The following is a 26,275-nucleotide window of genomic DNA, read 5'->3' as shown; positions in this document are numbered from 1 at the left end:
AAATGAAAAAGCTGATCAACATCATAGGAAGCGCAGCCATCGCACTCACGCTTGGCCTGTCGGCCGCCAAGGCTGAAGGTGGCGGCTTCGACGACGGCATGTCGACCAAGTTCTACGAGAGCATGAAGGGCAAGAAGGTTGTGTTCGTGCCGATCTCGATCGGCATGGACATCGCGGCGGGCTTCGCCGCGGGCATGCAGCGGATGGCCGACCAGTACGGCTTCCAGCTCCAGATTCGCGACCCGAACTGGAACGTCGACCAGGGCGTCCAGGCGATCACGCAGATCATCAGCGAGCATCCCGATCTCGTCATCATCCAGAACGTCGACATGCAGGCCTATGCGCGCGTCATCAAGCAGGCGATGGAAGCCGGCGTCCGGGTGCTGCAGGTCAATGTCAAGGCGACCACCAACTCGACCGCCCATGTCGGCATCGACTGGTACAAGAACGCCGAGACGAACGCTCTCAAGCTGGTCGAGAAATGCAGCCCCAAGAACGGCGGCAACGGCAAGATCGCCGCTCTGGAAGGCACGCCGAACAATCCCACGAACTTCATCGGCATGAAGGCCTTCAACGACGTCATGGCGGCGCATCCGGAAATGACCGTGGTGTCCGACCAGGCCGCGGACTGGGATGCCAGCAAGGCTCATTCGGTCGTCTCGACGGTGGTCCGCCAGTCGCCTGACCTTTGCGGCTATTTCGGCCTCTGGGACGGGCAGGATTCGGGCATGGCCGCCGCCATCCGCGAAGCCGGCCTGACCGGCAAGGTGTTCGTCGTCTCGCAAGGCGCGGGAGAGAAGGCGGCCTGCGAAAAGATCGCCGACGGCAGCTATGACTTCTACGTCTCCTACAACATCCGTGAGCTGTCGAAGCACATCAACGACGCAATCGCCGTCATCCTGCAGCGTCCGGCCGGGGAAACGCTCGAGCCGTTCGCCATCTACCTGACGACGCAGAACCTCACCAAGGAGGCGCTGACCCCGAGTTCGTGCTGGACCTTGGACGAGATCAAGCGCGGCTACTGAGCCCATTTCGATAGAGCGCCCCGCACGGGCGCTCTATTTTCCGCAGGTTACGAATTCAGAGATGTGAAATGGCGATATCGGAAACGTATGCGAAATGGCGTTACCGCCTGGTGCCAGACCACGTCGTGGGTGAACTGCTTTCGAAGAACTGGATCGACAATGCGATCCCGGTCTTCATCCTTGCGCTGCTGCTGATCTTCTTCGGCACCGTCATCGACAATTTCTTCACCTTCGGAACCTTCTCGACCATGCTGAGGCAGATGGGCGAGCTGACTTTCGTGGTGCTGGGGATGACGCTCGTCATCCTTGCCGGCGGCATCGACCTCAGCGTCGGATCGGTCTTCGCCCTTGCCAATTTCCTGACGCTGTTCCTGCTCAATTATATCCAGGTGCCAGTGCTGGCGGGCATTGCGATCGTCATCCTGGTCGGCGCCTTCTGCGGACTCGTCAACGGCGTCCTGGTCGGCTACCTCAAGCTCCGCGCCTTCCTCACCACGCTCGCGACGCTCATCATCATCGACGCCATCGTCGAGATCCTGACGTTCCGCTACGCCCGCGACGTCGTCCTCTTCATGCCGGATTCGCATCTATGGGACCTGTTGGCGGCGGGTAGCGTGCTCGGCATTCCCTTCAACTTCGTGCTGGTGCTGGTCGTCGCGGTGGCGCTGCACATCTTCCTCACCCGCATGCGCAAGGGTTGGCACATCACGGCGGTCGGGGGATCGCGGCGCTCGGCCTACAACGCCGGCATCAATGTGCGCGGCACCGTGTGCCTGACCTATGTCATATCGGGCATCTTCGCCAGCTTCGCCGGCATCCTCTACGCGGCGCGCCTCAACAGCGCCGGCTCGGAAACCGGCGCCGGCCTGGAGGTCACCGTCCTGACGGCGGCGGTGCTCGGCGGCAACTCCCTCGGCGGCGGTCGCGGCTCCGTGGCCAAGGCGCTGCTCGGAACCTTCATCGTCGTCCTGCTGACCGGCAGCCTGCTTCGATTGCAGATGCCCAGCGGCTACAATTCGCTTCTGCTCGGCGGCGCGCTGCTCGTTGCCGTCGCCACCGACGTGCGCTGGCTCAAGAACCGGCATAAGCTGCTTTCGCGCGTCTATGTCTCGCCGACCTACTTCGCCCCGACAGCGGCCGCCGCGACCGATCCGGGTTCCGGCTCGCCCTACGAGATCAACGACCGGCTGGCCGAGGCCGAGCCGATCGGCCTCGACCAGGTGGACGGCGCCGAGGACCTGGCCTTCGACAAGGACGACAACATCTACACGGGCAGCCGTCACGGCGACATCGTCAAGTTCTTCGCGCCCGACTATACGCGCCGCGAAATCTTTGCCCATATCGGAGGCCAGCCACTCGGCCTGCACTTCGACGGGGAAGGCGCGCTCTATGCCTGCATCAGCGGCATGGGCCTCTACAAGGTGACGCCGGACCGCGAGGTGATCCGGCTGGCCGACGAGACCAATCGCAGCCGGCTTTCGATCATCGACGACAGTCGCATGCGCTTCGCCGACGACATGGATTTCGCGCCCGACGGCTCCGTCTATTTCAGCGAGGCGACGATCCGCTACGATGTCACCGACTGGGCGACGGACTCCATGGAGGGACGTGGCAACGGGCGTGTCCTGCGCTACGATCCGAAGACCGGGGTCACGCGCACTGTCCTGCCGGGCCGCATGTTCCCGAACGGCATCTGCATGACGGGCGACGGCGAGTCGCTGTTCTTCGCCGAGACCTGGGCGGGACGTATCAACCGCTACTGGTTCGCCGGGCCGCAGAAGGGCAAGGTGCTTCCGGTCATCACCGACCTGCCGGGGTATCCCGACAACATCCGGCGCTCATCCGACGGGCATTTCTGGGTCGCAATGCTCGGCATGCGCACACCCTCGCTCGACCTCGCCATGCGCATGCCGGGCTTCCGCCGGCGCATGACCCAGCGCGTGGCTTTCGAGGAATGGATCTATCCGAACATCAACACCGGCGGCGTGGTCAAATACGACGTCAACGGCAAGATCCTCGAATCCCTCTGGGACCGCTCTGGCCAGAAGCACCCCATGATCACCTCGATGCGCGAGCACAAGGGGTATCTCTATCTGGGGGGCGTCTTCAACAACCGGCTTGGCCGACTCAAGCTGCCGGATGCCGATCCGAACTTCAACGATCGCGCGCTCTATTTCAGGAACTGGTCGTGAGAAACAGTCTGACACGGATCTGGGACGCCGTCTGGGGCCGGGGCGAATATTCCATCACGGTTCCGTCGATGGACGGCGCCATGCGTCCCAATGCGCGGCTGGACGAAGCTCCCACCGCTTTAGATGCGACCGGTATCGACAACCTCACGGTCAATGGCGGCGTGCTGTATTTCAGCCAGGCCGAAAAGCTCCTGGCATTGGACGCGCCGGGTGCGCAGCCGCGGCTGGTGAAGGCCTACCACGCCCCGATCTCCACGCTTGCGGCATCGGAAGGCGCCGGTCTGGCGATCGGCTTCGACAAAGGCGGCGTTCTTATCAGGCCCGCGGCAGGCGATGCGAACGAGATCGAGATCGATCTTCCGGAAAGGGGCGCGTCGGCAACCGCGATGAGCTTGGCGGACGACGGCGCGCTGCTGGTCTGTGTCGGCTCGACAAGGAACAGCGCGTCGGAATGGAAGCGGGACCTGATGACGCTCGGGTCGGATGGGACCGTGCTGCGGGTGCCGCCCTCACGATCGCGGGGTGAAACGATCGGCCAAGGCATGGCGTTCCCGGCCGGCATTGTCACCGACCCCAGCGGAGCGCCGGTAGTTTCGGAGGCGTGGAGGCATCGCCTGGTGCGCAAGCGCCCCAATGGCAGCTGGGAGACCATACTGGGGGACATTCCGGGGTATCCCGGTCGTCTCGCACGTGCCGCGTCGGGGCAGGGCTATTGGCTCAGCGTGTTCGCGCCGCGCAGTCAGATGATCGAATTCGTGCTGCGCGAGAAGGTCTATCGCGAACGCATGATAGCGGAGGTGCCGGAGGATTTCTGGATGGCGCCGTCGCTGCGTGCGGGACGCAGCTTCAAGGAACCGCTGCAGGGTGGAGGCGTGAAGCATCTCGGCATCCACAAGCCTTGGGGGCCGACCCGATCCTATGGCCTGCTTGTCAGGCTCGACGAGAATTTCAAACCGGTCGACAGCTTCCACAGCAGGTCCGACGGCAAGCGCCACGGCGTGACCAGCGCCGCGGACTGGAACGGCGCGACCATGGTGGCGAGCAAGGGGGACGGCGTCCTGATGGCGCTTGCAGCTAAAGCGGAGCGGGCATGACCTCTATCGTCGAAATGCAGTCGGTGACCAAGGAGTACAGAGGGGTCACCGCCGTCAAGAAGGTCAACTTCACGCTTCGCAAAGGCGAGATCCACGCCCTGCTGGGCGAGAACGGCGCAGGCAAGTCGACCCTGATGAAGATCATGGCCGGGGTCACCGAGCGTTCGGGCGGCAAGATGCTGCTCGACGGCAAGGAAGTATCCTTCCAGACGCCGGCCGAAGGCCTCGCCAACGGCATCGCCATGGTGTTCCAGGAAACAAGCCTGGTTCCATCGATGTCGGTGGCGCAGAATATCTATCTGGGCGACGAGCGACTGTTCAACCGCCTGCGCGGCCTTTACATCGCCGCCCAGCAGTTCCTGCAGTCGCTCAATTTCAACGTCGATCCCTGGGCCACGGTGGCCACGCTCGGCGCTGCCAAGAAACAGATGGTCGAGATCGCGCGGGCGGTGCGCCAGGACGTGCGCGTCATCATCTTCGACGAGCCCACCGCCTCGCTCACCCCGGAAGAAAAGTACTACTTCTTTTCCCTGATCAAGCGGCTGAAGGAACGCGGGGTTTCCATCGTCTTCATCTCGCATGCGCTGGAGGAGGCGCTGTCAATCTCCGACCGCATCACGATCCTGCGCGACGGCGAACTGGTGACCACCGGCGATACCAGCGATTTCGACCGCGACAGCATCATCCGAGCCATGGTCGGCCGCAGCCTGTCCAACGAACTCTACTCGAATGCTCCGCGCAAGAACCGCGCGGCCGGCGAGAAGGTGCTCAGCGTCCAGAACCTCTCGATGGGCTCGATGGTGCGCAACAACAGCTTCTCCATCTACGCCGGACAGATCACGGGTATCTTCGGCCTGATCGGTTCGGGACGCACGGAGACGGCCAAGGTCGTAGCGGGCGTGCAGAAGCGCAACTATTTCCACGGCGGCGAGATAAAGCTCTTCGGTGACTCTGTGCGCTACCGCGTGCCTCGACCGGCGGTCCGGGACGGCATCGTCTACGTCACCGAGGACCGCAAGCTCGAGGGGTTCTTCGAGACGATGTCGATCGCCGACAATCTCTATTCGGGGTTGCTCGGCGCGGGCCTCAACACGGCCGCCGTCGTGAACCATGCCAGCGCGAAAGTCCTGGCGGACGAGTGGACTAAGAAGCTCAATATCCGCGCCATCAACTCCAACGCGCGCGTCATCGAACTGTCCGGCGGCAACCAACAGAAGGTTGTCATCGCCTCGGGCCTTGTGCAGAAGCCGAAGCTGGTGATCTTCGACGAGCCGACGCGCGGCGTGGACGTGGGCGCGATCGCCGAGATCCACGAGATCATTGGAAAGCTCGCCGACGACGGGCTGGCCGTGATGGTGATTTCGTCCTATCTGCCCGAGATCATGAACCTCTCGGACCGGATACTGGTTTCGCGCCTCGGCCGCATCGTCGAGGAGTTCACGCCGGGCGAGGCGACCGAAGAGCGCATCATGTACGCGGCCGTGCATTGATCGCGGCAGCCGTTCGCGGCGTGCCACGAGCGCCATTGGCCGGGCGTCCTGACAAATCCCTGGAGAGGCGTAGAAAGGGCGGGCGCCGCGGATTGATGTTGGGACCGGAGGCCTGCCGTTCGTGATCAATCGCATCGCGCTCTATCACATCGAGACGCTGCTCTGGATCGCGCGCCTTGGAACGTTCAACGCGGCCGCGGAAAGGCTGAACACGACCCAGCCGTCGATATCGGCGCGCGTCAGGGAACTCGAGAACCATCTCGGCTTCAGCCTTTTCCGGCGTGAAGGCCGGCGCATGCTGCTGACGGTGAAGGGCAGGGAGTTCGCCGCGCAATGCGAGGCCCTGTGGGCGCAGCTCGAGACCGTCCTGCTCGCGACGGAAGCATTCTCGACGGCGACCGGGATTGTGAAGATCGGCTGTGGCGAGATCGTCGCGGTCGAGAGCCTGCCGGCATTTCTGTCCGAGATCAAACGCCTGATGCCGAACGTCACTCTGGAGGTTGAGATCGACCTCACGATCCACCTGCGGCACAAGCTTGAAGCCGGCGCCATCGATTTTGCTTTCCTTGTCGGACCGATCGACAGCCCGGCGCTGGAGGCAGCTCCGATCGGCACGGTCGAGATGAAGTGGCTGATGGGCCGCGAGCTTGCCTTCCGGCTTTCAGGGTCCGTGGATGGCGGCGAGGTGCCCGATCTTCCGGTCTGGTGCCTGTCGAGGCCCTCACATCTCTACCAGGTGATGGCGGAGTCGCTCAGGCAATCCAACCTGAAGCGGCCCGTGATAAACACCTGCAACCATGTCCGCACGCTGATCGATGTCGTCGCCAGTTCGGGCGGCATGGCGATCCTGCCCGAACTCCTGGTGCGCGACAGGATCGCGAGAGGCGAATTCGTTCCGGTGCCCGAGATGGTCGCCGACCCAATCGCGTTCTTCGCCGTGGTCCGCAAGGGCGAGAACGAGCCGATCGTGCTTGAGATGCTCAAGCGGGCGAGAGACCTCAGGCTGGGCTAGGGCGGTTTCGCCGGCCAATCGGGAGAGGCAGGACCGATGGCCTGACCGGTCATTCAAAGCCGGCGTTTTTGTATCCTTAAAAAAAGTTGCGATTAGACAGCCGGGCCTCCCGATCGCACCCTCGCCCGAATTGAAGCCGGGGAGGGCGTGACGGATGATCGATTTCAAGGTCGCGGACGGCATTGCGACGATCGTCATCAATCGGCCGGCTCGCAGAAACGCGCTGGCGCCCTCGACGATAGTCGCGCTGAACGAGGCGCTGCTGCGTTTCGAGGACGACGGGAGCGCGCGGGTCGCCATTCTCACCGGCGCAGGAACCCTGGCTTTTTGCGCCGGCGCCGATATCCACGAGACCGTTCCGAAGGAACGCGGCTTTCTCCAGGGTTATTTCGATCGCAAGACCGATGCGACCCACCCGCTCTATGTCCGCAATATCGCGCTGAGCAGGATGGGGTTGACCAAGCCCATCATTGCCGCCGTGAACGGCGCGGCGGTCGGCGGCGGAATGGAGATCGCGCTTAACTGCGATCTTTGCATCGGCTCGGCCAATGCGCGGTTCGGCCTGACCGAGGTGAGGATCGGATCCATCCCCGCCATAGCGGGCATCCAACGCCTGATGCGTTCCCTGCCGCGACCCGTCGCGATGCAATTGCTTCTGACCGGGGAGATCGTCGGGGCGGCCAAGGCACTGGAATGGGGTATCGTCAGCGAGGTTGTCGAGGCGGAGCGGCTGATGCCGCGCGCAAGGGAGATTGCGCGCTCCATAGCCGACAACGCGCCGCTGGCGGTGCGGGCAGCCAAACGCCTGGCGGACAAGGCGGCTGAGTTGCCCTTGTCCGAGGCGGCGGATTTCGAGGAGATGCTCTGGGGCCACCTGTACGGCAGCGCGGACCGCGTGGAAGGCCGGCGCGCGTTTTCCGAGAAGCGCAAGCCGCAATTCCGGGGCGCCTGACCGAAGCGGCGCGCAAGGTGGAGAACTCATCATATCCAAAGACGCGCCTTCCGATCCGCGAATGGATTGCGCGGAAACGCTTTGCGAAAATTCGAGGGTCAGCTTGCGGAAAAAAACAAAGCCATGTACCTTCCAGGACAATATAAAACTGGTCAGTATTTATTCTAACCGTCTGGGATAATTTGGGTCTGAGGAAACCCTGCCGTCATGCGCCGGAGGACTCGCGCGCAGGGGGGCAAAGGGTGGGAATGAGGGAGGAATGCCGTGCGCTGTCATGCAATGAAGGCGGTTCTTTGCCCGGCCGCCGATAGGCCGTCCGGAGAGCTCCTGTCGTGAGCGCCTCGGCGGGCCGTTACCTGAAGGCCTTTCACTTCAGTCAGGAAAAGATCGTCTTCACCATTGCCGTTGTCCTTTTCCTCGTCTTCGCGGCGACGCTGAAGGGATTTCTGCAGGCCGACAATCTGCTGTCGCTTGTACGCAGCGTCTCCATACTGGGAGTGCTCGGCATCGGCATGGCGCTCACAATCATCGGGCGCGGCATCGACCTGTCCATAGTCGCCACCATGGCGATTTCCGTTGCCTGGATGTTGACGTTGGCCAACAGCGGCACGCCGCTCGGCATTGCGCTCCTTTACGGGCTTTGCCTCTGTCTCGCCGTCGGCTTGGCCAATGGCTTGCTCATCGCCTATGTCGAAATACCCGCGCTTTTCGCGACCCTGGCTATGGGGCTCGTCGTCTACGGCTTCGGCCGCTATTTTCTCGTCGCCAACGATGTCACCTTCATGCCGGCCACCGCGACCTCGTTCAAGGCGATCGGCAGCGGCCGGGTGCTTGGCATTCCCAATCCGGTTCTGCTTTTCGCATTGTTCTCGTTCATTGCGTTCCTGTTCCTGCGCAAGACACGTCCGGGCCGTTTCATCTTCGCCATGGGCGACAATCCTCTGACGGCGCGGGTCGCCGGCGTGCCCGTACGCCCGATGATGGTGGTGCAGTATGTAATCTCATCGCTTATCGGATTCGTGGCCGGCATCATCACGGCCACGGCCGTCAGCTCCATGAACGCCCGCGTCGCCAACTCGACGCTGGTCTACGACATCATCCTGGTGGCAGTGATCGGCGGCGTCGGCCTCAGCGGCGGCAAGGGCGGGGTCCGCAACGTCGTCGTCGGCACGCTCCTCATCGGCATCCTTCTCAACGGCATGACGATCATGGATATCCCGTACACGATCCAGAACATCGTCAAGAGCTGCATTCTTCTCGTGGCCATCGTCGCGGATTCAATCGTCAATCCGCGCGATGAGCAGACGTCCCAGCAAGGGGACATCTAACCCGCCTTAATCCAAAGCCAACAAGTGACCAGGGAGGAAAGTCATGCGTATCAGGAAGTTTATCATGGGCCTGCTGACGGCAGCGTTCTTCACGCTGCCGGCCGTTGCCGTCGCCGAGCATTTCGACGACGGCCAGAATCTCACGACGCTGAAGGCCCTCAAGGGCAAGAAGGTCGCCTTCGTGCCGCTCTCGATGGGCATCGACCTGACACAGGCGTGGGCCGCCGCGCTGAAGAAGGACGCCGAACAGTTCGGTTACGAGCTGATCATCCGCGATCCGAGCTGGGACGTCGCCGCCGGTGCGCAGGCCGTCACCCAGCTTATCGCCGAGAAGCCTGATGTACTTGTCCTGCATCCGCTCGACATGACGGCCTATTCGAAGCTGGTCGACCGCGCGAACGCGCAAGGTATCGCGGTCGTCCAGGTCAACCTGAAGTCGCTCAACACCGGTGACGCCTATGTCGGTGTCGACTGGTTCGACCTGCTTTCGAGCGAGATCGACATCGCCGCGAAATATTGCGGCGCGGGTACCGGCCAGTCCGGCAAGATCGCGCTGCTCATCGGCACGCCGACGACGCCCACCGTCACCATCGGCCTCCAGGGGGTCAAGGATGCCCTGACCCGCTATCCCGAGCTCAAGGTCGTCGCAACGCAGTCGGGCGACTGGGATGCCTCCAAGGCCAAGGACATCACCGCGACCATCCTGAAGCAGAACGAGGATCTTTGCGCCGTCGTGGGGTTCTGGGACAGCCAGGACATGGGCGCGGCCGCTGCGATCGCCGAAGCCGGCAAGACCGGGAAGGTCAAGCTGATAACGGACGGCGGCAGCCGCAAGGAAGCAGCCTGCGATCGTATCGAGGACGGCACCTTCGACGCCTATGTCGGCTACAACGCGAAGGAACAGGGCCGCGACCTGGCCCTCGCCGTCCGCTCGCTGCTGCAGAACCCACCGGAAAAGCCCGGCTCCAAGCCCTTCGGCTTCTATTCGACGCTGACGACCATCACCAAGGAAAACGTCACGCCGACCTCCTGCTGGACGCAGCAGTGAGTGGGTGAGGCGAACAATCCGAAACAAAAACGAGCGGCGCGCAAGCGCCGCTCCCTGTGACTGATTTTGCAGGAGGCGCCGCTGATGTCGGCCTCGGAGACCTACGCTCGCTGGCGCACGCGCCTCATACCGGACCATGTGATCGGTGAGATTCTGTCCAAGAACTGGATCGACAACGCGATCCCGTTCCTGATCCTGGTCGTCACCCTGGGCATCTTCTGGTCCCTCATACCCAACTTCCTCGGCGGCGTCGGCGTCAGCGATCAGGCGAGGGAGCTCGGCGAGATTCTCTTCGTCGTGCTTGCCATGACGGTCGTCATGCTCGCCGGCGGCATCGATCTCAGCGTCGGCTCGACCTTCGCGCTCAGCAATTTCGTGATGCTGGCGATGTTCAACTGGCTGGGCTACCCGGTATGGGCGGCGGCCGGGGCCGCGCTGTTGTCGGGCGCGGCGGTCGGCCTCGTGAACGGCGTGCTGGTCGGCTACCTGCGGCTGCGCGCCTTTCTCACCACTCTCGTCACCCTGATCATCGTACGGGCGATCGACGACACGCTGGTGCTCAACTATTCAATCGACATCCTTCTGCCCACGCAGACATCGGAAATCTGGAACTTTGTCGGCGGCGACGGCGTCTTCGGCATTCCGGTCGCGTTCCTGCTCGCGGCGCTGATCGCTGTTGTCGGCCATGTCTTCCTGTCCCGGCTTCGCCCCGGCTGGCACATTCTCGCCGTCGGCGGTTCGCGCCGTTCGGCGCACAATGCCGGCATCAACGTGCGCCGCACGGTCGCGATAACTTACGTCATGTCGGGGTTGCTCGCGGCGGCCGGCGGCATCTTCTATGCCTCGCGCCTGGCCTCGGCCGGCGCCAGCACCGGCGTCGGCCTCGAGGTCACGGCGCTTACCGCCGCCGTCCTCGGCGGCATCAGCCTCGGCGGCGGCCGTGGCTCGATCGCCAAGGCCGTCCTCGGCGCCATCATCGTGCTCATCATCACCAACAGTCTCGTTCGGCTCGGCCTGACCAGCGGCGCCAACACAATGGTGCTCGGCATGGCGTTGCTGATCGCCGTCGCGATCGATGTCCGCTGGCTGAAGAACCGCCACAAGGTGTTGTCGCAGGTCTATGTTTCGCCGACCTACTTCAAGATGGTGCCTTGCCCCTCCACCGAGGAAGGATCCGACTCTCCCTACGCGCTCAACGATAAATTGCGCGATGTGGAGCTTATCGGCCTTGGCGAGATCGATGGCTGCGAGGATCCGCTGCTCGACCGGGACGACAACATCTACTTCGGCAACCGGCAGGGCGACATCATCCGCTACTTCGGCCCGGACCACAAACGCTGGGAAGTCTACGCACATATCGGCGGCGCGCCGCTGGGCATGGCCTTCGACCGGGACGGCAACCTGACATGCTGCGTTGCCGGCATGGGGCTCTACCAGATCCGCAAGGACACGCGCGAGGTGGTCAAGCTCGCCGACGAAACGAACCGGTCCCTGTTCTCCATCATCGACGATTCCCGCATCCGCTACGCGGACGATCTCGACATCGCACCGGACGGCCGGGTCTTTTTCAGCGAGGGCACGATACGCTTCGACCCGGACGAATGGATGGTGGACGCGCTTGAGGGCCGCGGCAACGGTCGCATCCTTTGCTACGATCCGCGGGACAAGACGACAAGGACCGTCGTTCCCAACCTGCGTTTCCCGAACGGCGTCTGCGTGGCGCACGACGGCAAGTCCGTGCTGTTTGCGACAACCTGGGGCTGCTCGGTCGAGCGCTACTGGCTGGAAGGTCCGAAGGCGGGCAAGGTCGAGACACTCATCACCAACCTGCCTGGCTACGCCGACAACATCAATCGCGCTTCGGACGGCACGTATTGGCTGGCGATCGTCGGCATGCGTACACCGGTCTTCGATCTCGCCCTGCGCAAGCCGGGCTTCCGCAAGCGGATGGTGCAGCGGGTGGCGCAGGACGAATGGCTCTTCCCGCAGATGAACGTCGGCAATGTGGTGAAGTTCACCGAACAGGGCAAGATCGTCGACTGCCTGTGGGACAAGAGCGGCGTCAACCACCCCATGCTCACCTCCTGCAACGAGCACAAGGGCTACCTTTATCTCGGCGGCATCTACAACAACCGGGTCGGCAAATACAAAATCCCGGGCGCCGATCCGAACTTCACCAATCAGGACTGCTATTGGGGGAAGCAGAAATGATCAGCGCCATCCGAAATCTCTTCGACGCCTGGCGTGGTGCCGGCGCCTATTCGGTCACGGTGCCGCCCATGGACGGCGCGCTCAGTCCCAATCAGGTCATCGAGGGCTCTCCACTCGCCCTCGAAGCCAAGTCGCCAGATAATCTCATATCCGACGGTTCGAGCATCCTCTTCTCCTCGGGCAACGAGGTCAGGTCACTGCGCGGGTCTTCGTCGGAAAGCGTGGCGACTTTCGACAGCCCGGTGACAGCGCTCGCAGCGCGTCCGGGCGGTGGTTTCGCCGTCGGGCTGGACGACGGTCGTGTCTTGCTGAAGGGCGGACGCCACGACGGCAAGATAGTGTCGAAGGTCGGTGGTCACGACATCAGATGCCCGACCGCGCTGAGCTTCGTTGACGAAGGCACGCTTGTCCTGGCCGTGGGCTCGGCCTCGAACCAGCCCTCGCGGTGGAAGCGCGATTTCATGCAGAAGAATGCCAGTGGTTCGGTCTGGCGCGTGCCGGTCGACGGCGAAGCCGAATGCCTGGCGGACGGTCTTGCGTTCCCCTATGGCCTGCTGGCGCAGGCCGACGGCAGCGTCATCGTGTCGGAGAGCTGGCGCAACCAGCTCATACGCGTTGCCAGGGGGCGGCGGCCGGTCGTGGAACTCGGCGACATAGCCGGCTACCCGGCGCGCCTTTCCCCAGCCGTCGGAGGCGGAGCATGGCTTGCGGTCTTCGCGCCGCGCAGCCAGCTCATCGAATTCGTGCTCAGGGAGGAGGACTACCGCCAGAGCATGATGACCGAGGTGCCCGAGCATCTGTGGATCGCTCCCTCGATTTCAGCGCCGCTGACGTTCCTCGAGCCCCTGCAGGGCGGAGGGCTGAAGCACCTCGGTATCGTCAAGCCATGGGCCCCGACACGCTCCTATGGACTGGTTCTGCGCCTGGACGAGGCGTTCCAGCCGATATTCAGCATGCACAGCCGCGCCGATGGCCGCCGCCACGGCATCACGTCCTGCCTTGAAGCCGACGGCCGCCTCCTGGCGACGAGCAAAGGCGGAGACGCGATCGTGTCCCTGCCGACCGACGAAGGGTTTGGAGAATAGCATGGCATCGCTGATCGAAATGCGAGGCGTCACCAAGGAATATCGGGGCGTGCCGGCGGTCAAGAACGTGTCGTTCTCGCTGGAGAAGGGAGAAATCCATGCGCTGCTCGGCGAGAACGGCGCGGGAAAGTCGACACTGACCAAGATGATGGCCGGCGTGACATCGCCGACCTCAGGTGAAATGCTTGTCGACGGAAAGCCGACGCATTTCGCCACTCCCGCCGAGGCCCTGCACAACGGGGTCAACATGGTGTTCCAGGAGAACAGCCTGGTTCCGTCCATGACGGTCGCCCAGAACCTCTATCTCGGCGACGAGAAGTACTTCAATCGCCTTCGCGGCCTGTACATCGCGGCTCAGCAGTTCCTGCAGTCGCTTAACTTCAACGTCGATCCGTGGGCAAACGTGGCGACGCTCGGCGCAGCCAAGAAGCAGATGGTGGAAATCGCCCGGGCCGTGCGCCACAACGCGCGCGTCATTATCTTCGACGAGCCGACGGCGACGCTGACGCCCGAGGAGAAGCATTACTTCTTCGCGCTGATGAAGCGGCTGAAGGAGCGCGGGGTCTCGATCATCTTCATCAGCCACGCGCTCGAGGAAGCGCTGGCGATCTCGGATCGCATCACCGTGCTGCGCGATGGCGAACACGTCGTCACCGACGAGACGAAGAACTTCGACCGCGAGAAGATCGTGCGCGCCATGGTGGGCCGCACCTTGTCGCAGGCGCTCTATCATCGCCGCGAGTCGGTCAGGAAACCCGGGAGGCGCGTGCTCAGCGTACAGAACCTGTCGATGGGCAAGCTCGTGCGCAACAACTCTTTCACGGTCTATGCCGGGCAGATCACCGGCATATTCGGGCTCATCGGTGCCGGCCGCACCGAGACGGCAAAGATCGTCGCCGGCGTCTTGAAGCGCAACTTCTTCCATGGCGGGGAGGTACACCTCAACGGGCAATCGGTGCGCTATCGCGTGCCGCGGCCGGCCGTGCTCGACGGTATCGTCTATGTGACGGAGGACCGCAAGATGGAAGGTTTCTTCGAGACCATGTCGATCGCGGAGAACCTGCATATGGGTGAACTGACATCCTCGCATTCAAGCGGTTTCGTGGTCCGCTTCAGCGAGATGCAGCAACTCGCCGACGAATGGACCAAGAAGCTCAACATCAAGGCGATCAACAACAACGCCCATGTCATCGAGCTTTCCGGCGGCAACCAGCAGAAGGTGGTGATCGCCAAGTCGCTGGTGCAGAAGCCGAAGGTCATCATCTTCGACGAGCCGACCCGGGGCGTCGACGTGGGCGCGATCGCCGAGATCCACCAGCTCATCAACCGCCTCGCGGATGAGGGCATGGCCGTCGTCGTTATCTCGTCGTACCTTCCCGAGGTCATCAATCTTTCGGATCGCATCCTGGTGTCGCAGAAGGGGCGCATCGTCGAGGAGTTCTCGCCGCTCAGCGTGACCGAGGAAAAGATCATGTATGCGGCGGTCCACTGAGCACCGTTTGCCCGTTCAACGCGAAGACGCCGCCGGAGCTTTCCGGCGGCGTCTTGCTGTCAGGCACGCTGGGAGGATGCGGGCTTGACCGGGATCTGATGGCGTCCTTGTCGTGAAGCGGTTCTGGAACAGAAGCCGCTTCACGTTCTCCTGGACAGCCTAGCGGGAACTGCCAACCCGCATGACGAAGGGGTCCTGCACGCGCTCGGCGTCCGTGTCGACGAGAACGCTCTTGACCTGCAGATATTCGCCCATAACGGCGAAGCCATTTTCGCGCCCGAAGCCGCTCGCCTTCCGCCCGCCGAAAGGCGTCTGAGGCGCGACCTTCCGGTAGAGATTGAGGAAGATCGTCCCGACATTGAGGCTGCGTGAAAGTGAGTGAGCGCGATAGAGGTCGCTGGTCCAGAGCCCGGCCACGAGCCCGAAATCACTGCGGTTGGCGATCTTCAGCGCCTCTTCGGCCGTCGAAAAAGGCATGACGGTCATCACCGGCCCGAATATTTCCTCGCGGCAGATGGCGGTGTCGTTGGTCACGTCCGTGAGGATCGTCGGCTGGAAATAGTAACCGCCTTCGAAACCCTCGACCCTAGCCCTGTGGCCGCCCGCTGCAATCCGGGCGCCCTCGGCGAGGGCTCCCTCGACGAGCGACGCCACCCGGTCGAGCTGCTTCCTGTTGCCGAGCGGCCCGACCTGCGTGGTGGCGTCGGCCGGATGGCCGACCACGATTGCTTTCGTCCGCTCGCGGAGGTCGTTCAAGAACCTGTCGAATATGGTTTCCTGGATAAGGACGCGGGACCCCGCCATGCATGTCTGGCCACTGGCTGCGAAGACCCCCGCCATGACCCCCGCCAGCGCCTTGTCGTAGATCGCGTCGTCGAACACGATGTTGGCGCTCTTGCCGCCGAGTTCCAGGATCGAGGGCGCCAGCCTTCGACCCGACCCGGCAGCGACGGCGGCGCCGTGCGCCGGCCCGCCGGTGAAGAAGATCTTCCTTACGTCGGGGTGATCGACGAGAGCCGCACCGGCTTCCACGCCGTCGCCCGTGACGATGTTGACGACGCCCGGCGGAAGGATGTCCTTCAGCAACCGCATGAGGATGAGGATGGAGGCGCTGGTGTATTCGCTGGGCTTCATCACGACAGTGTTCCCGGCGGCCAGCGCCGGCGCGAGCTTCCACGTGGACAGCAGCAGCGGAGAGTTTCCAGGCACGATGGCGCCAACGACGCCGTAAGGCTCCAGGGTGGTGTAGTTGAACACGCCCCGGTCCGACGGGATCGTCGAGCCGCAGACCTTGTCGGTCATGCCGGCAAAATATTCGAACCATTCGGCCATCGCGTCGACATGAAGCAGGCATTCACGCAGCAGCTTGCCGGAATCGTTGCTCTCCGTTTCCGCAAGCTGGTGCCTGTTCTGCTGGATGCGCGCCGCGATCGCGAGCAGCAGCCTGCGCCTCGCCGACGGTTCCATGTCAAACCAGGCGGGCTCTTCAAAGGCCCGCCATGCCGACGCGACCGCGCGCTCGACATCGGCTTTCCCGCCAGCGGCGACCCGGCTCCAGACCTTGCCCGTGGCCGGGTCGAGGCTCTCGAAATACCGGCCCGAGGCCGAAGCCTGCTCCTCGTTGTCGATCCAAATCCCGAATTGTTGCATCGGCGGCCTCCTCTCGATCTGGCTCAGGCCTGGCTTTCCAGTTCCTTGACGATCTCGTCGCTGGTTGCGACGCGGCCATAAAGCGGAAGCAGTTCGGTGACCGTCTTCTCGCTGTATTCGCCGAGGAACCGATCGATACAGTCCGACAGGACGCAGATGCCGTAATCGCGCTCGTTGCCGCTGCGCGCGGTCATCTCGATGCCGAAGTTGCAGGCCAGGCCGGCGACCAGGATGATGTTGCGGTTCAGGTTTCGCAGGAGCACCTCGAATTCGCTGCAGGTGAAGGGATCCACCTTGGCGTTGTGCAGGACGAATTCGTCGCGGCCCGGATCGGGCGCCAGATCGTCGATCACCTCGGCGCCCCACTGGCCGCGCACCGCCATGTCGTCGCGGGCAAGTCCAAGCACGCGGCCTGTCCCCCGCACATAGCCGCCTCGGCTGGCGCGCAGTTCCGGATGGCCGGGCCGGAACGTCTCGTTGTGGAAGATGACCGGAATGCCGACCTTGCGGCAGACGGCGAGCACGCGCTTGATCCGGTCGAGAGAGCCCGACTCCTTGAGGAATTTGTAGACGATGCTCGCTCCCTTTCCATCCGGATGGGCGAACTCGTTCTGCAGGTGGGTCAGCACCAGCACGGTATCATTGGCGGGGAGAACGGAAAACTCCGACATCTAGGTTCCTCCTAAGCGGTTTCTGCGGCGGAGCGGTCCGCGAAGACCGCGCCGGTGGTGACGAGAGCCGCCGCCTCGGCGGCGGTGAAATCGAGTTCGGAAAGCACCTCCAGCGTATGCTGGCCAAGCCTGGGCGGCGCGCGGTGCGGCAGCGACTGGCTCTCGCGGGAATTCACCGGGAAGCCCGGGACGCGGTGGCTCCGACCGAGGTCGTCGGTCAGGCTCGTGATGAGCTCGAGATGGGCGACGGCAGGATTCTCGATCAGGTCTGCATAGTCGCAGACCTTGCTGCACAATATGTCCCTGGCCATCAGGCGTTCCAGCCAATAGGCGCATGGATGGCGGGAGAAAGAGCCACCCAGTTCCGCGCGCATGGCCTGGCGGTTCCGGACCCGCAGGGCCGACGTCTCGAAACGCGGATCTTGCGCCAGGTCCGTCCTTTCGAGGATTTCACAGAGCCGCTCCCAGCGGCCGCCCTGATAGGCGGCGACCATGATCCAGCCGTCGCTTGCGGGAAACGCCTCGTTTGGCGCCGAATAGGGCGCCGCGCTGCCGAGCCGGCCAGGCAACTCGCCGTCGCCGAGAAAGCCGGTCAGGGACGACTGCTGCAGCGCGACCGCGGCCCCGAGCATCGAAACGTCCAGGTAGCCGCCGAAACCGGTCGCCTGGCGCTGATAGAGTTGCGCCATCACGGCGATCGTCGCGACATAGCCGGTGGTCACATCCACGACCGGCGCCTGCACCTTGCTCGGCGGCTGGCCTTCGTCGCCAAGTAGGCTCATCAATCCAGACTCCGCCTGGACGATGCCGTCGACGCCGCCGAGGCGCGCCGCCTCGCCGGTGCTCCCATAGGCGGAGACGGAGCAATAGACGATGCCGGGATTGTCGGCGCTCACCTCTCCATGGCCGAGCCCCAGCCTATCCATCACCCCCGGCCTGAAGCTCTCGATCAGCACGTCGCAGGACCGCACAAGGCGCCTGGCCGCCCGAAGGCCCTGCTCGGATTTGAGGTCGATGCAGATGCTTCGCTTGTTGCGGTTGAACGCCACGAAGACGGAACTGACATTGTCCGCGACCCAGGGCGGGCCGAGCCCCCGGCCAATATCGCCCGAGGGCGGCTCGACCTTGATGACGTCCGCGCCAAGGTCGCCAAGGAACATCGAACAGGTCGGGCCCGCGCCTATCTGGCTGAAATCGGCTACCCTTACGTCTTTCAGGCTTTTTCTGAGCATGTACCAGTATTTCACGCCGCGCAGTGCCGCTGCCGCCGCAGGGAAGGAAGGTTCATGGTCCTTCCGCTGCAACGCGAACAATCTTCCGGCAAACCAGGCGGGCGTCCTCCTCGGCGCGACTATCGCGGTCACATTTGAAACGGTCCACTAATCTGTTTTTTGCAGTTCCGATAACCGACGTTTATGTCTCGGCGACCGGCCGATCACCCCCCTTTGATGTCGATGCGATTGGAAGGCGTCGCACCGCCGGCCCATGTGAGCAATCCATCGCGCAAGCTTTCGGCCATGCGCACGCGTGTCTCGATCGTTGAACTGCCGATGTGAGGCAGCATGAACACGTTGGGAAGGGCAAGATAACGCTTGTCGAAGCGCGGTTCGCCGTCGAAGACGTCCAGGCCGGCCGCGCGGATCCTGCCGGTCTGGAGCGCGGCTATCAATGCGTCGTCGACGACGACGTTGCCTCGGCTCACATTGGCCACGATCGCCCCAGGTTTCATGAGCGCCAGCCGCTTCGTGTCGAGGAAGTACCGTGTCTCCTCGCTGGCCGGACAGGCAAGCATCAGCGCATCGCTCGTCGTAAGCAACGAGGTGGGATCGGCATGGAAGTGGGCGCCGGCTTCAAGTTCGGGCGGCAGGCGGCGGCGATTGGAATAATGGATGGCCATGCCGAAGGCCCGCGCGCGATGGGCGATGCTTCGTCCGATCCGGCCCATGCCGAATATGCCAAGCGACTTGCCCGCGAGCTCGATGCCGTTGAGCTGAGTGGGCTGCCAGCCCGTCCATTGTCCGTCGAGGATCAGCGTCGCGGCCTCCCGTGCCCGCCGTGCGGCTCCGAGCAGAAGCAGGAGGCCAACTTCCGCGACCGCGTCCGTAAGCACATCCGGAGTGTTGAAGACGGCCAAGCCCCGATTTCGGCAGGCGTCCATATCGACGTGTTCGTACCCGACCGAATAGGTTGCGACCCCACGAATGGAATCGGGCAGCCGCTCGATGAGCTCCCGCGTCAAACGCAGCGTGACGCTGAGCAGCAGGATTTCCTTGCCTTGCGCCATCGCCACCACCTGTTCCGGCTCGGGGCGCTCCGGAGTGGCCACAACCGTGACGTCGAAGGCGTCATTCAGCACGGCAAGCGCTGCATCCGGCAGCGCGCAGGCGACGAGAACCGGCCTCTTGTCTTGTTGCACGGTCATGGTCTCGATCTCCTGTTACGCGATTGGGTCAAGCGCGACGTCCATCCATCGCTGCCATTCACCCACGCGGCCCTCGAACCGGCTGCGGATGCCTGACCCCTCGATGCCGGCGCTCCGCAGCGAGCCCACCGGAAACATCCGGACAGACTATTTTGCGGGGTCGCGCGGCCAAACAAGCTTCGGCTTATCGCCACATCGCGTTTCGCGATGACGACCGGACTTTCAGGCTGGGAGCAGACGTGGCGCGCAGGTCGGCCCGCATGGCATCGGCGGATAGGCTGGGATCCTACGGCCTCCTGGCGATGCCGTCATCATCCAGCACGCGGACCAGCCCGCTGGTCAGATCCGTGATGCTGGCAGCGTCCGCGTCCACCGCGAGCCTTGCGACGTCTCCGGCCGCCGAAAAATGCAGGTGGCTGTAATCGCCTTGCTGGCCTGGCCGCGAGGGTGGCTCCGCTACGCCAAGGCAGGGGCGCCGTCTTCCTGCATGTCAGCTCCAAGTGAGGACTGTTCGATGCTGACCACTGCGCCATGCCGCGCGAAACGCGACGTGAGCAGGATTGGATCCGAGCCGGCGGGCACCAGCAGTTCGAGGTTCATGGTCGATTTGCCACCCGGCAGCGGTTCAAGGTGAAGCCTGCGCAATGTCAGGCCGAAGCGCTGGGCATCGCCAAGGATCCGGATCGCTCCATCGAACGGATCGACGAGCACTGTCGATATCTGGAGCACGTCCATTCGAAGTTTCGATCTTTCGTCCAGCATGGCGCCCCCCAGCCAAGGCAGCCTATTCCGATCCACGTCCGATTTCTTTCTTTTGTTCCGCCAGAAGCAGGATATTGTCGGCAGGATCTTCTGCAAAAGACGGAGTTGACCGATATGTCTTCTGTAAGGAAGCACAGGCAGATATCTGGCGAACTGGACGTCATTGATCGAAAGATTCTATCCGCCCTGCAAGGGAATGCGCGCCTCACCAACAACGAACTGGCGGAGCAGGTCGGCCTTTCGCCATCGCCTTGCTGGACGCGCGTCAGGCGGCTTGAGGCAAACGGCACGATCGAAGGCTATACGGCGGTCATCGATCAGTCGGCGCTGGGCCTCGGCGATATCGTCTTCATCGAGATCACGCTCCAGCAGCATGACGAACATGTGCTGCAGCAGTTCGGCAGCGAGCTCGCACGCATACCCGAGGTGCTGGAGTGCCACCTTGTGACGGGGGACTACGATTATCTCGTCAAGGTGGCGGTCGCCGGCACCGCCGACTACGAGCGCTTCCTGCGCGAACGGCTGTACCGCATCAACGGCATCCGGCATTCGCGCAGCACCTTCTCGCTTCGGGCGCTGAAGCGGGTTGTCTCGGTCGATCCGCTGGCGGTGGGCTGAGGAAAGCGGCCCCGCGTTTGCGTGAAATCCAGGATCCGTTCAGTAACGCCGAGCGGTGCCAGCGATGCCATCTGGCTGCAGAATAGCTAGAAAGTCTTCTCCATCCGACCCAGCAGGCGCTCGGCCGCCGCGAGATGAGGCGTGTCGATCATCCGGCCCTTATACCGGAAGGCAGCGCCTCCACCCTCGCGAGACATCCGCAATATTGTGCGCGCATCGTCCATTTCTTCCACCGAAGGTGAGAACGCCGCGTTGATCGGCTCGACCTGCGAGGGATGGATGGCGAGCTTCCCGGAAAAGCCCATCCAGCTTGCCTCGGTCGCTTCCCGCTTCAGTTGCTCGCCATTGGCGATGTCGATGAATGGCGTGTCGACGCAGGCGATGCCGGCGGCGGAGGCGGCAAACATAGCCAGCGAACGCACGGTCTTGAAGGCCTCGAGGATATCGCCATTGTCGTGGCGCGTGCGGCGCGCGCCGACCTCCACGCCGAGATCCTCCATGCCCCAGAACATCGCGCCGACGCGCGGGTGCGCGAGTGCGATCTCTCGCAGATGGAAGATCGCCTCCGGGAGTTCGGTTGCGATCGGAATAAGCGCCATGGGCCTGGCCCCGGGCGCCTCGGCGCTTTCCAGCATCCGCGCGAATTCCACCACGTCCGGCGCGCCGGCGACCTTCGGAACGACGTAGCCGTCAGCGCCGGCGCCGACCGTTGCGGAGATATCCCGCTCGGCCAGTCCGGTTTGCAGGGCGTTCAGGCGAACCACGATCGCCGTCGTCACGCCCTCGGCCCGCGCGTTGCGGATAGCCTCGGCGGCCGTCTCGCGCGCAGCCGCCTTATTGTCGGCCGTCACCGAATCCTCAAGGTCGACAATGATGACATCGGCGCCGCTCGACCAGCATTTGGCGAGCTTGCGCTGGGAATCGCCAGGTACGAAAAGCCACGACCTGGCAAGGCGAAAGTCCTTCGTCATCCGCGTCCTCCACCATGCTGGGTATCGCCGCGACGGATACTGCACCGAGGAGGCGCCTAGTATTCGGATCGACGTATGAATCTATCACGAGGAACTATGAGGGTGGCGCGGCCGGTTCGACTATTGTCGCGGCATTGATCCTGGCGCCTTGCGCGCGGACCCACAACCGCATGGGCAGCGGATGACAGCCGATTTCCAGACCCTTGAAGTCATACAGGAACGCGAGCACGTCGAAACGGTGGCGCTTAGCCGGCCCGAAGCGGCGAACGCGCTGAACACCCGCATGGGCGAGGAACTGGTTGCCTATTTCGAAGCGCTCGCGATGACGCCGTCGCGGCTGCGCTGCGTGATCCTCACGGGCGCGGGAGAAAAGGCGTTCTGCGCCGGCGGCGACCTCAAGGAGCGCAACGGCATGTCCGTCGAGGCCTGGACCGCCCAGCACCTCGTGTTCGAACGCATGGCGAGGGCACTGGTGAACTGCCCGGTGCCGATCATCGCCGCGGTGAACGGCGCTGCCTATGGCGGCGGCTGCGAGATCGCGGCGGCCTGCGATTTCATCTATGCCTCCGAGCGGGCGACATTCGCACTTACCGAAGTGAAGCTCGGCATCATCCCGGGGGCCGGCGGTACGCAGTCCATGGCGCGGGCGGTCGGAGAAAGGCGAGCCAAGGAACTGATCCTGACTGGACGTTCCTTCTCGGCCGCCGACGCCCTGGAATGGGGATTCGTCAACGCCGTGTGCCCAGCCGATGCGCTCACCGGCAGGGCCCTCGATACCGCCATGCGGATATCGATCAACGCGCCACTCGCGGTCCGGCAGGCCAAGCAGGCGATCGCGCGCAGCTCCGGCCTGTCGCTCTCGGATGGAATGGCCTTCGAGATCGAAGCCTACAATCGGCTTGTTCCGACCGAAGACCGGCTGGAGGGCGTCAGGGCCTTCAACGAAAAGCGCGCGCCGCTTTTCAGGGGATGCTGAACATGCCTGCGGGACAGATTTTCGCGCTTTCGAAGGGCATTGGCGATTTGTCGCCTGCCACGAAACGGGAAGTCGAACGCGCCTATATCGACACGCTGGCAGTGCTTTGTGCCGGGTGGAATGAACCGGTCACAAGGGCTTTGCGCCAGACCTACCCACATGTTCGCGCACCCTGGGAGGCGGTCAGTCCGTCCGATGCGGAGACGACGGCGCTGACCTGGGGCACAGCTGCCCATGCGCTGGATTACGACGACGTCCATATGACCAGCGTCACGCATCCAAGCGCCGTTCTTGTACCTGCCATAGAAGCCGTCGCACGGCTGGTTCCCGGCACCGGTGGCAGGAAGGCTGGAGCGTTTGCGGTCGGCCTTGCCGTCAACGTGGGCCTTGGCAATGCCATGGGCTTCGCCCATTACGAAAAAGGCTGGCACGCCACATCCACCATCGGCGCCGTGGCCGCGGGAGCGGCCATCGCGCACCTGCTGGACCTGGACGAGCGCGCCTTCCGCTCCAGCCTCGCCGTCGCCGCGGCCCAGTCGGGAGGGCTGCAGCGCAATTTCGGCACCATGATCAAGCCGCTGCAAGCGGGTCTTGCCGCGCAAGCGGGCATCCGCGCCGCGCACCTGGCGAGGTCGGGCCTGGAAGGGCCCGGCGATGTCTTCACCGGCAATAACGGCTTCCTGGCCGTCTTCGAGGGACCGCCGGATACCCGGCTCGAATTGGACATTGAGGCGGCGGTCGCCGGCCTGTCGCGAAAGCTGTTCGCCTGCTGCTATATGGCCCATCGGCCGGTAGCCGCCGCCATCCGTCTTCACGAAGCGGGAGCGTCCGACCTGCTCGCCGATCAGGATACCGGGGTTGAGGTCGAGGTTCCGCCGGGCTGCCTCAAGGCGCTCACGGTCGACATTCCGGCAAGCGGATCCGAAGCCAAATTCTCCGGCAAATATACAGTGGCGCACGCGCTCTCGACTGGACGGCTGGGCCTGTCGGCATTCGTTCCCGAAAGCGTCGCAAGCCCTGAATTTGCCGGCATCGCAAGGCGCGTTGTCCTGCGGGAGACAAGTACCACGGGAGAAGCCGGCGTGGGCATCGATCGCGGCAGCGTCACCGTCAGCCTCGTCAGGGGAGGTTCGGTTGCCGCGCGCATCTCGATCGAGGCCTATCCTGGGTCACCCGCCGCGCCGATCACCGACGCGGCGCTCGAGGCCAAGCTTTCGGATTGCATTGCGATGGGCGCCCCGCACGAGAAGGATCTTGCCGCACGGTTCAGGTCGATGGCGAAGCAATTCGCGGGGAACGCCTGACAGGAAAGCGGATCGCGATAACCAGGAATGTCGAGGGTGGAAGCGGCTCAACGCCGCCGCCGCCGGAATCATTGCGCGCCAATTGGGGGCAGTATGGACAAGATAGACCCGAGTGAACTTAGTTTCGTTTCCAACGGCTTGAGCCGGCCGGAGTGCATTCTGTGCACTGCTTCGGCGGGCATGTTCGTATCGCACGACCCGATAGGCGTTCTTCACATTGCCGCGGATGGCAGCCGAAAGCTCTATGGCCGCCAGGATGGCGTAACTTCCCAGCAGTTCACGCCAAACGGCATCGCGTTGATGCCGGATGGCCGGCTGATGATCGCAAACAGCGGCCTGGAAGGCGGGGTTTGGCAGGTCGACCGCAGCGGGGATTGCCGGCCCTTTCTAATGGAAGTCGAGGGACGGCATCTCTACCCGGTGAATTTCGTGCTCGCGGATAAGGAAGGCCGGCTCTGGATTTCCGTCAGCACCTGCCAGGTGCCGCGCGCCAAAGCCTATCGTCACGATATCGCGGATGGCTACATCGTGCTGTGGGACGGCAAGACCGCCAGGATCGTTGCCGAGGGTTTCGGCTATACCAACGAGTGCCGGCTGTCGAACGACGGCGCCTATCTCTATGTCAACGAGACCTTTGCCAGGCGGATTTCTCGCCTTCCTGTCGCCGCGGATGGTTCCCTCGGGGCACGGGAAACCTTTGCTGAGCTCGGCATCGGAGATTATCCGGATGGAGGTACTTTCGATGCCATGGGTGGCTATTGGCTGACCAGTGTGGTCTCCAACCGCATCTATCGTTTCGAGCCCGACGGCAGGCCGCGCCTGATGTTCGAAGACGCCGACCCGGCCTACGTGGCCATGGCCGAGCAGAGCTTCAAGAAGGAGGGGCTGACCGCCGAAATCCTCTATGCCGACGCGGGCAAGACGCTCAACCACATCGCGAGCATCGCCTTTGGCGGGGAGGATATGCGAACCGCCTATCTAGGCACGCTCAAGATGAACTGTTTCCCGACCTTCCGCTCACCGGTTCCCGGCGTGCGTCCCGTCCACTGGAACTGGACGTTCTGATCACCCGCGCACGGCGTTTCCGCCGAGCCGGCGTCGCCTGTCGGTGAAAGATCGAACCCGATGGCTGCTTCAGTCCGACCGGGCTTACCTCCAGGCTTAGGGAGCCTTGCCGCGAAACACTCGCGGATTTCCGCCGGCCTGTTGCGGCCCGCCCTAAAGGGAGGCCGCATCGTTCTGCAGGCGAAGCGCTTGGCGCGCTCCCAGTATGTGGGCAGACATCAAGGCTTCGGCCCATTCGCCGTCGCCCTGCCTCAAGGCCTGCAATATCTGGCTGTGCTGTTCGAAACTGCGCCGCAAGACGTCGCGCGGATAGAGGCTGATGGCACGCCTGACCATCGGCAGTTCCGTCAGCGCCGTCACGATCGATACGAGCCTTGGCGAATTGGAGGCTCGCAGGATCGCGGTATGGAATTCGGCATTGAGGTCGGTGCACCGCTCGATCCAGCCATCCGTCCCGGCATCGAGCAACTGCGTCATGGCGGTGGTCAGCTCCTCCAGATGGTTCAGTTCCGGCATTTCGATCTTGCCCGCGGCGAGACGCGCCGCGTAAGGCTCCAGCCGCACGCGAAGCCCGTAGATCTCCTCGAAGTCGGTGTCGGTGAGCCGGCTGACGAATGCTCCACGATTCGGGATGATCTCCACGAGACCGTCGCCTTCCAGCCGCGCGAGGGCTGCTCTTACGGGCGTCCGGCTCACCCCGTAGGTCTGTGCGATCTGCGACTCCACCAGATGCGAGCCAGGCAGGAGACGTCCTCTGAGGATCTCCGTGCGAAGGCCCTCATAAAGGGGTTGCGTGCTGGCGCGCAGGAGCGAGTTTTCGGCTTCAAAAGAGCGATCGTCCTCGATCGCCCGGGAATCCTGCAGTTCGGCGGTTGTCGACATGTGCGAACGCTATTCTCTCGATGTG

Annotated in this window: 22 protein-coding genes and 1 pseudogene; 15 read left to right on the top strand and 8 right to left on the bottom strand. The window is 63.5% G+C overall.

What is annotated here, in order from left to right; genetic code table 11:
• Positions 1-2: 2 nt before the first annotated feature.
• The 11 genes from AC07UC_RS30450 (at position 3) to AC07UC_RS30400 (ending at position 14,929) form a co-directional block, all read left to right on the top strand.
• A complete protein-coding gene (locus AC07UC_RS30450; RefSeq protein ID WP_181180064.1) occupies positions 3-1,025 on the top strand; it encodes a sugar ABC transporter substrate-binding protein in 1,023 nt (340 codons plus the stop codon).
• A gap of 68 nt (positions 1,026-1,093) precedes the next feature.
• Positions 1,094-3,217, top strand: coding sequence for an ABC transporter permease (locus tag AC07UC_RS30445; protein WP_140774998.1), 2,124 nt, complete (start codon positions 1,094-1,096; stop codon positions 3,215-3,217).
• Positions 3,214-4,311 (top strand): NHL repeat-containing protein, encoded by a 1,098-nt coding sequence (locus AC07UC_RS30440; RefSeq protein WP_494908432.1) that lies wholly within the window; start codon positions 3,214-3,216, stop codon positions 4,309-4,311. Before AC07UC_RS30445 ends, AC07UC_RS30440 begins: the two co-directional genes overlap by 4 nt.
• A complete protein-coding gene (locus AC07UC_RS30435) occupies positions 4,308-5,801 on the top strand; it encodes a sugar ABC transporter ATP-binding protein (protein ID WP_494908431.1) in 1,494 nt (497 codons plus the stop codon). The genes AC07UC_RS30440 and AC07UC_RS30435 overlap by 4 nt, the downstream gene beginning before the upstream one ends.
• 121 nt (positions 5,802-5,922) lie before the next feature.
• Positions 5,923-6,813, top strand: a complete 891-nt coding sequence (locus tag AC07UC_RS30430; RefSeq protein WP_494908430.1) for a LysR family transcriptional regulator — start codon at positions 5,923-5,925, stop codon at positions 6,811-6,813.
• A gap of 154 nt (positions 6,814-6,967) precedes the next feature.
• A complete protein-coding gene (locus AC07UC_RS30425) occupies positions 6,968-7,765 on the top strand; it encodes an enoyl-CoA hydratase/isomerase family protein (protein WP_494908429.1) in 798 nt (265 codons plus the stop codon).
• A 332-nt stretch (positions 7,766-8,097) separates the two neighbouring features.
• Positions 8,098-9,093: an ABC transporter permease gene (locus tag AC07UC_RS30420; protein ID WP_244735227.1), complete on the top strand. Its 996-nt coding sequence runs from the start codon at positions 8,098-8,100 to the stop codon at positions 9,091-9,093.
• A 43-nt stretch (positions 9,094-9,136) separates the two neighbouring features.
• A complete protein-coding gene (locus AC07UC_RS30415; RefSeq protein ID WP_140775002.1) occupies positions 9,137-10,141 on the top strand; it encodes a sugar ABC transporter substrate-binding protein in 1,005 nt (334 codons plus the stop codon).
• 84 nt (positions 10,142-10,225) lie between these two features.
• Positions 10,226-12,352: an ABC transporter permease gene (locus AC07UC_RS30410; RefSeq protein ID WP_494908428.1), complete on the top strand. Its 2,127-nt coding sequence runs from the start codon at positions 10,226-10,228 to the stop codon at positions 12,350-12,352.
• Positions 12,349-13,437: an SMP-30/gluconolactonase/LRE family protein gene (locus AC07UC_RS30405; RefSeq protein ID WP_494908427.1), complete on the top strand. Its 1,089-nt coding sequence runs from the start codon at positions 12,349-12,351 to the stop codon at positions 13,435-13,437. The genes AC07UC_RS30410 and AC07UC_RS30405 overlap by 4 nt, the downstream gene beginning before the upstream one ends.
• Position 13,438: 1 nt before the next feature.
• A complete protein-coding gene (locus AC07UC_RS30400) occupies positions 13,439-14,929 on the top strand; it encodes a sugar ABC transporter ATP-binding protein (protein ID WP_202323781.1) in 1,491 nt (496 codons plus the stop codon).
• A gap of 159 nt (positions 14,930-15,088) precedes the next feature.
• Here AC07UC_RS30400 and AC07UC_RS30395 read toward each other — a convergent pair whose 3' ends face one another.
• The 6 genes and pseudogenes from AC07UC_RS30395 to AC07UC_RS30370 form a co-directional block, all read right to left on the bottom strand.
• Complete coding sequence (locus tag AC07UC_RS30395; RefSeq protein ID WP_494908426.1) at positions 15,089-16,579, bottom strand: aldehyde dehydrogenase; 1,491 nt, start codon at positions 16,577-16,579, stop codon at positions 15,089-15,091.
• Positions 16,580-16,602: 23 nt separating this feature from the next.
• A complete protein-coding gene (locus tag AC07UC_RS30390) occupies positions 16,603-17,250 on the bottom strand; it encodes a cysteine hydrolase family protein (protein ID WP_140775007.1) in 648 nt (215 codons plus the stop codon).
• 11 nt (positions 17,251-17,261) lie between these two features.
• Positions 17,262-18,554, bottom strand: a complete 1,293-nt coding sequence (locus AC07UC_RS30385) for a CaiB/BaiF CoA transferase family protein (protein ID WP_494908425.1) — start codon at positions 18,552-18,554, stop codon at positions 17,262-17,264.
• A 131-nt stretch (positions 18,555-18,685) separates the two neighbouring features.
• A complete protein-coding gene (locus AC07UC_RS30380) occupies positions 18,686-19,672 on the bottom strand; it encodes a 2-hydroxyacid dehydrogenase (RefSeq protein ID WP_494908424.1) in 987 nt (328 codons plus the stop codon).
• A gap of 286 nt (positions 19,673-19,958) precedes the next feature.
• Positions 19,959-20,087, bottom strand: a pseudogene (locus tag AC07UC_RS30375) (hypothetical protein); the annotation flags it as partial.
• 41 nt (positions 20,088-20,128) lie between these two features.
• A complete protein-coding gene (locus AC07UC_RS30370) occupies positions 20,129-20,434 on the bottom strand; it encodes a hypothetical protein (RefSeq protein ID WP_494908423.1) in 306 nt (101 codons plus the stop codon).
• 114 nt (positions 20,435-20,548) lie between these two features.
• Here AC07UC_RS30370 and AC07UC_RS30365 point away from each other — a divergent pair, with 114 nt between their 5' ends.
• Complete coding sequence (locus AC07UC_RS30365; protein ID WP_494908422.1) at positions 20,549-21,052, top strand: Lrp/AsnC family transcriptional regulator; 504 nt, start codon at positions 20,549-20,551, stop codon at positions 21,050-21,052.
• A gap of 86 nt (positions 21,053-21,138) precedes the next feature.
• Here the strand turns inward: AC07UC_RS30365 and AC07UC_RS30360 are convergent, their stop codons facing one another.
• Positions 21,139-22,023, bottom strand: a complete 885-nt coding sequence (locus AC07UC_RS30360) for an HpcH/HpaI aldolase/citrate lyase family protein (RefSeq protein ID WP_494908421.1) — start codon at positions 22,021-22,023, stop codon at positions 21,139-21,141.
• Positions 22,024-22,204: 181 nt separating this feature from the next.
• Between AC07UC_RS30360 and AC07UC_RS30355 the strand changes: the two genes are divergently transcribed.
• The 3 genes from AC07UC_RS30355 (at position 22,205) to AC07UC_RS30345 (ending at position 25,368) form a co-directional block, all read left to right on the top strand.
• A complete protein-coding gene (locus AC07UC_RS30355) occupies positions 22,205-22,999 on the top strand; it encodes an enoyl-CoA hydratase/isomerase family protein (protein ID WP_494908420.1) in 795 nt (264 codons plus the stop codon).
• A gap of 2 nt (positions 23,000-23,001) precedes the next feature.
• A complete protein-coding gene (locus AC07UC_RS30350) occupies positions 23,002-24,303 on the top strand; it encodes an MmgE/PrpD family protein (RefSeq protein ID WP_494908419.1) in 1,302 nt (433 codons plus the stop codon).
• Between the two features lie 180 nt (positions 24,304-24,483).
• Entirely contained in the window at positions 24,484-25,368 is an 885-nt protein-coding gene (locus AC07UC_RS30345; protein WP_181180066.1) for an SMP-30/gluconolactonase/LRE family protein, read from the top strand.
• A 153-nt stretch (positions 25,369-25,521) separates the two neighbouring features.
• Here AC07UC_RS30345 and AC07UC_RS30340 read toward each other — a convergent pair whose 3' ends face one another.
• Entirely contained in the window at positions 25,522-26,250 is a 729-nt protein-coding gene (locus tag AC07UC_RS30340; protein WP_140775013.1) for a GntR family transcriptional regulator, read from the bottom strand.
• Between the last annotated feature and the right edge of the window lie 25 nt (positions 26,251-26,275).

Source organism: Mesorhizobium sp. GW821-FHT04C10 (assembly GCF_059420305.1).
This window is presented reverse-complemented; position numbering and strand designations above follow the sequence as displayed.

What these genes read in the sequence shown, in the direction of transcription:
- AC07UC_RS30450 (WP_181180064.1), top strand. Translation starts at nt 3, where the DNA reads ATGAAAAAGCTGATCAACATCATAGGAAGCGCAGCCATCGCACTCACG.
- AC07UC_RS30445 (WP_140774998.1), top strand. Translation starts at nt 1,094, where the DNA reads ATGGCGATATCGGAAACGTATGCGAAATGGCGTTACCGCCTGGTGCCA.
- AC07UC_RS30435 (WP_494908431.1), top strand. Translation starts at nt 4,308, where the DNA reads ATGACCTCTATCGTCGAAATGCAGTCGGTGACCAAGGAGTACAGAGGG.
- AC07UC_RS30425 (WP_494908429.1), top strand. Translation starts at nt 6,968, where the DNA reads ATGATCGATTTCAAGGTCGCGGACGGCATTGCGACGATCGTCATCAAT.
- AC07UC_RS30415 (WP_140775002.1), top strand. Translation starts at nt 9,137, where the DNA reads ATGCGTATCAGGAAGTTTATCATGGGCCTGCTGACGGCAGCGTTCTTC.
- AC07UC_RS30410 (WP_494908428.1), top strand. Translation starts at nt 10,226, where the DNA reads ATGTCGGCCTCGGAGACCTACGCTCGCTGGCGCACGCGCCTCATACCG.
- AC07UC_RS30405 (WP_494908427.1), top strand. Translation starts at nt 12,349, where the DNA reads ATGATCAGCGCCATCCGAAATCTCTTCGACGCCTGGCGTGGTGCCGGC.
- AC07UC_RS30400 (WP_202323781.1), top strand. Translation starts at nt 13,439, where the DNA reads ATGGCATCGCTGATCGAAATGCGAGGCGTCACCAAGGAATATCGGGGC.
- AC07UC_RS30395 (WP_494908426.1), bottom strand. Translation starts at nt 16,579, where the DNA reads ATGCAACAATTCGGGATTTGGATCGACAACGAGGAGCAGGCTTCGGCC.
- AC07UC_RS30390 (WP_140775007.1), bottom strand. Translation starts at nt 17,250, where the DNA reads ATGTCGGAGTTTTCCGTTCTCCCCGCCAATGATACCGTGCTGGTGCTG.
- AC07UC_RS30380 (WP_494908424.1), bottom strand. Translation starts at nt 19,672, where the DNA reads ATGACCGTGCAACAAGACAAGAGGCCGGTTCTCGTCGCCTGCGCGCTG.
- AC07UC_RS30370 (WP_494908423.1), bottom strand. Translation starts at nt 20,434, where the DNA reads ATGCTGGACGAAAGATCGAAACTTCGAATGGACGTGCTCCAGATATCG.
- AC07UC_RS30365 (WP_494908422.1), top strand. Translation starts at nt 20,549, where the DNA reads ATGTCTTCTGTAAGGAAGCACAGGCAGATATCTGGCGAACTGGACGTC.
- AC07UC_RS30360 (WP_494908421.1), bottom strand. Translation starts at nt 22,023, where the DNA reads ATGACGAAGGACTTTCGCCTTGCCAGGTCGTGGCTTTTCGTACCTGGC.
- AC07UC_RS30355 (WP_494908420.1), top strand. Translation starts at nt 22,205, where the DNA reads ATGACAGCCGATTTCCAGACCCTTGAAGTCATACAGGAACGCGAGCAC.
- AC07UC_RS30350 (WP_494908419.1), top strand. Translation starts at nt 23,002, where the DNA reads ATGCCTGCGGGACAGATTTTCGCGCTTTCGAAGGGCATTGGCGATTTG.
- AC07UC_RS30345 (WP_181180066.1), top strand. Translation starts at nt 24,484, where the DNA reads ATGTTCGTATCGCACGACCCGATAGGCGTTCTTCACATTGCCGCGGAT.
- AC07UC_RS30340 (WP_140775013.1), bottom strand. Translation starts at nt 26,250, where the DNA reads ATGTCGACAACCGCCGAACTGCAGGATTCCCGGGCGATCGAGGACGAT.